Annotated in this window: 4 protein-coding genes and 1 pseudogene; 3 read left to right on the top strand and 2 right to left on the bottom strand. The window is 37.3% G+C overall.

Features of this window, described 5'->3' with window-relative positions; all coding sequences use genetic code 11:
• The 3 genes from ACO1O5_RS13250 to ACO1O5_RS13240 form a co-directional block, all read left to right on the top strand.
• The coding region (locus ACO1O5_RS13250) for a YihY/virulence factor BrkB family protein (protein ID WP_486270947.1) at positions 1-781 on the top strand (781 nt) is incomplete at its 5' end.
• A gap of 30 nt (positions 782-811) precedes the next feature.
• The gene (locus tag ACO1O5_RS13245) at positions 812-2,227 is read left to right on the top strand and encodes a sigma-54-dependent transcriptional regulator (protein WP_486270945.1); all 1,416 of its coding nucleotides are present in this window, start codon (positions 812-814) and stop codon (positions 2,225-2,227) included.
• Between the two features lie 111 nt (positions 2,228-2,338).
• Positions 2,339-2,665 (top strand): hypothetical protein, encoded by a 327-nt coding sequence (locus ACO1O5_RS13240; RefSeq protein ID WP_486270944.1) that lies wholly within the window; start codon positions 2,339-2,341, stop codon positions 2,663-2,665.
• A 582-nt stretch (positions 2,666-3,247) separates the two neighbouring features.
• Here the strand turns inward: ACO1O5_RS13240 and ACO1O5_RS13235 are convergent.
• Together ACO1O5_RS13235 and ACO1O5_RS13230 are read right to left on the bottom strand one after the other, a co-directional pair.
• Positions 3,248-5,020, bottom strand: a complete 1,773-nt coding sequence (locus tag ACO1O5_RS13235; RefSeq protein ID WP_486270942.1) for an AMP-dependent synthetase/ligase — start codon at positions 5,018-5,020, stop codon at positions 3,248-3,250.
• Between the two features lie 138 nt (positions 5,021-5,158).
• A pseudogene (locus tag ACO1O5_RS13230) lies at positions 5,159-5,636 on the bottom strand (tetratricopeptide repeat protein); the annotation flags it as partial.

Genomic DNA, 5,636 nt, shown 5'->3' with positions numbered 1-5,636 from the left:
TTTCTTTGGAAAGGAAGCCGTAAATGGAGAAGTATACAAACAGTTAAACGGCCTGGTGGGGACGGCAGCCGCTTTGCAGATCCAGGATATTATTAAAAATATTCACCTCACCGGAAATAATTTTGTGGCAACTACTATAAGTATCATCATTCTATTAATTGGCGCCACCAGTATTTTTGGCGAAGTACAGGATTCGCTTAATAAAATATGGGGACTGAGAGTAAAAGCTAAAAAAGTATGGTGGAGACTTATTGTAACCAGGCTTTTATCTTTCTCTCTTATTTTAAGCATAGGGTTTATAATGATTGTATCACTTATTTTAAATGCACTCGTGGCGGCTTTTGGTAATTTCTTAAGCAGGTATATTCATCATTTCAGTGTTTATTTTATTGAAACCGCCGAGAGTATGCTTTCTTTTATTGTCGCTACATTTTTATTTTCACTCATGTTCAAATTATTACCCGACGCCAGAATAAAATGGAAAGATGTTATTTTTGGCGGTTTTATAACAGCCATATTTTTTACTTTCGGGAAAGTTGCCATTGCCTATTATTTAGGTAAAAGCAACCTCACCACTTTATACGGTGCTGCAGGATCTATCATAATAATTATGGTGTGGGTATATTACAGTTCAATTATTTTATACCTTGGTGCAGAATTTACAAAAGTGCATGCAAATTTATTTGGCAGAAAAATTCAGCCGAACGAGTTTGCAGAATGGATAATGACTGAAGAAAGGCGGGTATTAACCCCTCATCTTAAAAACAAAGATTTAAATTAACTTTGCAACCTCATAAGTTTTTAAAGTTTTATGCAGAAAAAAATTCTTATTATCGACGATGACATTGACATGTGTTCGCTATTGAGCCGCTTCCTTAATAAGAAAGGATATGAAGCCGAAGTAGCGCTTAACGGTTCAAAAGGTCTTGCGAGATTTAATGAAGAACATTTTGATATTGTTCTTTGTGATTTCAGGCTTGGAGACAAGAGCGGGAAAGATGTGCTTCTTAAAATAAAAGAAATTAAGCCGGAAACTATTGTAATCATAATAACCGGCTATTCGGATATTAAAACCGCAGTGGATGTTATTAAGATGGGTGCGTTTGACTATATAACAAAACCCCTTATTCCAGATGAAGTGATTAACGTTATTGAAAAAGCCATTGCAGCACCTTCAACTGAATTTATTACACCGTCAGTAAATACTAAACCAGCAAAAAATAAAAAGCAGTATGTTATTTCCGCCAATAAAGAATTCCTGATAGGACAGAATGGCGAAACTGCCCGTGTATACAACCAGATAGAAATCGTTGCAGGCACTAATTATAGTATTATATTATATGGTGAAAGCGGTACAGGCAAAGAAGTAATTGCAAAAACCATTCACGAAACAAGTAACAGGCGAAACAAGCCTTTCGTTGCGCTGGATTGTGGAACCCTATCAAAGGAACTTGCAGGAAGTGAACTTTTTGGTCATGTAAAAGGTGCGTTTACCGGGGCAGTAACTGATAAAGAAGGCCATTTCGAAATGGCTAACGGGGGCACTTTATTTTTAGATGAAGTTGCCAATCTTTCACCCGAAGTGCAAGCTGCCTTATTACGCGTGATCCAGGAACGGAAATTTAAGAGAGTTGGCGGCACAAAGGAAACTGATGTGGATGTACGCATTATTGTTGCATCGAATGAAAATCTGCAGGAAGCTTATAAAAGAGGTAAGTTTAGAGAAGATTTGTACCATCGCTTTAATGAATTCTCTATCAATTTGCCACCGCTGCGTGAGCGGAAAATTGATATACCGCTTTTTGCTGACTTTTTTCTTGATAAGACAAATCTTGAACTCAATAAAAATATAGAAGGTTTCGAAGACGACGTTTTAGAAATGTTTGTTAATTACTCATGGCCCGGAAACCTGCGGGAATTCAGAAACGTTGTGAGGCGTGCTGTATTACTTACTCCATCGGGTAAAATAAACTCCAACGTATTACCATGGGAAATTACTAATGCAGAAATTCAACACACGCCGGAGGAAAAACTCTTGAGGCGGGATACCAAAGAACCGATGAACATTAAAGATATTGATTTAAAAGATGCTGCTGCCAAAGCAGAATACGATACTATAATGAATGTACTTAAGGAAGTTAATTTCAACAAGACCAAGGCCGCGGAAATTTTAAAAATCGACCGCAAAACGCTTTACAACAAAATAAAAATCTATCAATCGCTGTAGGCCACCTCTCGGGTTTTCAAATTGGATTTATAAATGGGTATGGAATTTGTCGGAGGATTTATAATTAAACCTTACCGATAAATTTAATGTATGACTACTCAAATAACTCCGATGACAACAGTATCATCTGTTCTGGAAAACCTTCGAATCAAGAAACAAGATCGGGAGTTTAGAATGACACCTGAAGGGTTTACTCCAGGTAATGATAAATATTACAATCCTGAAGATTTAAAGATTATCCGGACGTACCGGTTCGAAGGAGAATCTGATCCGTCTGATTCTTCTGTCATCTATTTAATTGAAGCCAACGATGGCCTTATCGGCTACAGTATTGATTCTTACGGAGTATACAGCGACCACGGTGATGATGGCTACGACGATTTTATAAGAAAAATACCTGTTGAGGAAAGAGATGAGCAACAAATTTTTCCGGATTAAAATTCGTTCTTGCATTTAATAATATTATGCAACGCGAGTTCGGGATAAGAAAATATATCTACAGTTTCATGCATTCATAAAAGCCCGTTGGGAGAAAATATTATCTTTTGGCGAGGCAAACCACCCTTTACACCACTTTTCTTAACAGTAGCTGACATGATATAATAGGAGGTTTCCTGTTAATTCCTTATTGATTGGCGGCTACCTTCCTGCAGAATTGTTGCAGGCATGTTGCTACGCTTAGCAGTATGGCTGCAAGAGGGTAGCAAGAGTTCAGCAACCTTATAGCGACAAATTGTGGTTTTTACTGCATGTTGTCTTGTCCCGAAATTGAACGAGGGCTACTCATCCTGTATCTATCAAGTATAGGTAAAGCATAAAGGCATGGATAGAGTAAGAGGAGAGTATGTAATAGAAGTCCTTAGTAGAAATAGAAGATATTATCTTTTGGGAGGCAAAACTATTATCCCCAAATACTTGAATAAGGCAACAAACTTGCCTGTCTGCACAATAAATTATAAATTATTTTTCCATTAAAAGTTAAATGCAAAAATCTTACCCCGAACTCACGTTATTTGAAGCCTATGTATATATTCTCTTTACAGCATCCTTATACTTTTCCATAATTACCTTTCTTTTGAGACTCAATTTAGGCGTCATTTCGCCGGTTTCTATACTCCAATCCTGCGGCAGCAGTTCAAATTTTTTGATTTGCTCCACATGATTAAATTGGGTGTTATAATGTTCCACTTCCGTCTTAAATAATTTCTTTACCTTTTCATCCTGCAGCAACTCTTCATTTGTTGTAAACGAAATATTTTTATCCTTCGCCCAATCTTTTAAATTATTGAACGAGGGTATTATTAAAGCACCCACATATTTTTCACCTTCACCAACCAACATAATATTTTCTATATAAGGAGATTCTTTCAGTTTAAGTTCTACAACTATTGGTGCAACATATTTACCGCCGCTTGTTTTAAACATTTCTTTTTTGCGATCTGTAATTTTCAGGAATTTGTTATCGATCATCATCCCAATATCCCCGGTTTTATACCAACCATCCTCCATGGATTCTGCCGTAAGATCGGGCCGTTTATAATAACCCATCATTATGTTGGGACCTTTGCATAATATCTCTCCATCTGCTGCGATCTTAACCTCAACGCCGTTAATTAATGGGCCTACTGTACCAAACATGCGATTTTCTTCATCATACCGGTTTACTGAAATTACAGGCGAAGTTTCCGTAAGTCCGTACCCTTCCATCACAACAATTTTAGCTGCAGTAAATATGCGGATCAACTTCACCTGGCAGGCGGCTCCCCCGGTAATAATTGCATTAAGTTCATTGCCCAAACCTTCTCTCCATTTACTAAAAATAATTTTGTTGGCAAGGCTAAGTTGCAAATTATAAAAAACTCCCAGCCTCTTGTTGATTTCAAATTTTTCCGCTAACGAATGAGCCCAGTAAAAAAGATTTCGCTTTATCCCGGTTAACTCACTTCCCTTTAGCATGATATTCTCATAAACTTTTTCCAGTAATCTCGGCACGGTGGTAAACATATTCGGTTTTACCTCCCTGAGGTTCTCAGCGATGGTATCCAAACTCTCTGCATAAAATATAGAAACTCCTTTATATAAATACAGGTAAGTAACCATCCGCTCAAAAATATGGTTCATCGGAAGAAAACTAAGCGCCCGGCTACCGGGCGGAAAACAAGGCATTGACCCAATTACATTACTCACAATATTTTTATGCGAAAGCATCACTCCCTTTGGTTTACCAGTAGTGCCGGAAGTATAGATTATGGTAGCAAGATCTTCGTATTGTATTTGCGCTGATACCTGTTTTAATTTTAGAAGATAGTCTTCATCTTCTGAAAGAATATCTTCCCAGTGTTTAATATTTTCCGTTTTATCAAAAGAAAATATTTCCTGCAGGTAAGGCAGGTTGGTGCGTATTGCGTTTACTTTTTCAGCCAGTTTCTTATCATTTACAAAAATGACTTTTACCTGTGCATCCTGTAATATAAATTCAAGCTCTGACTGGCTTATGGTAGGGTACACCGGGGTAAGCACTGCTCCTATTTGTTGAACAGCCAGGTCGAGCATCAGCCATTCGGGCCGGTTCTTAGCGATTACTGCAATTTTATCTCTTCCTTCAGGGGTGTTATCGCCGCTTCCAACGCCCATCTTCAATAACCCGGCGCTTAGCTTATTTACGGTTTTAGAAAGCTCCCCCAGGGAATATTCCTTCCAAATACCATCTTCTTTTGCGGCCATAACGGTATGCGTGGCTCCTCTTTCTAAATGCCATTCGATACAATCAAACAATCGGGTGGGTTCGGTCATAAAATAAAAAAATTACGTTACGATATACTTCCTGTCTCTCAAATTTTTATTTAAACTGGGCGTGTCCTAAATTAAGTAAATAAGCAAAATAATTGTAAATAATTATTTTGCTGGCTTCACATACGATGACCGAATTTTTTAATGATAATATTGGCCTTCGGGAATCTTAAAAATCCTTCCCTGTTGAAATTTGTTAAATGCAGCATATTCTTCACTATGGGTACCTATCCAGTTTTGATAGCTGGAAAGATTTTGTGCTGCACCAAAAATCCATTGGTTGTAAGCGGTAAACAACCCTTCTTCCAGGAATTGCTCCTGCTTATCAAAAAGAGCGAAAGGAAATTGTTTGGCATAAGATTGATCCCAATCAAGAATGAATCTTGTTCTGATCATTGTGAGTGTTTCTGCATTCAATCCATTTATGACAACGCTGTTTTGCTTATTCATTGTTGTTAAAAATGCAATCTCAAATTTATTTTTGTCTTTGGTATTAGCGAGTAAATCAGGATCGGCAAAAAGTTTTTTATATCCATCCAATAAAATATTTTTTATCTCAGCGGTTCGCGGCGTGAACGATCCAATATTTATAAATATCTCTCCATAAATAATGTTCCAT

The sequence above is a fragment of the Ginsengibacter sp. genome (assembly GCF_057362405.1).
This window is presented reverse-complemented; position numbering and strand designations above follow the sequence as displayed.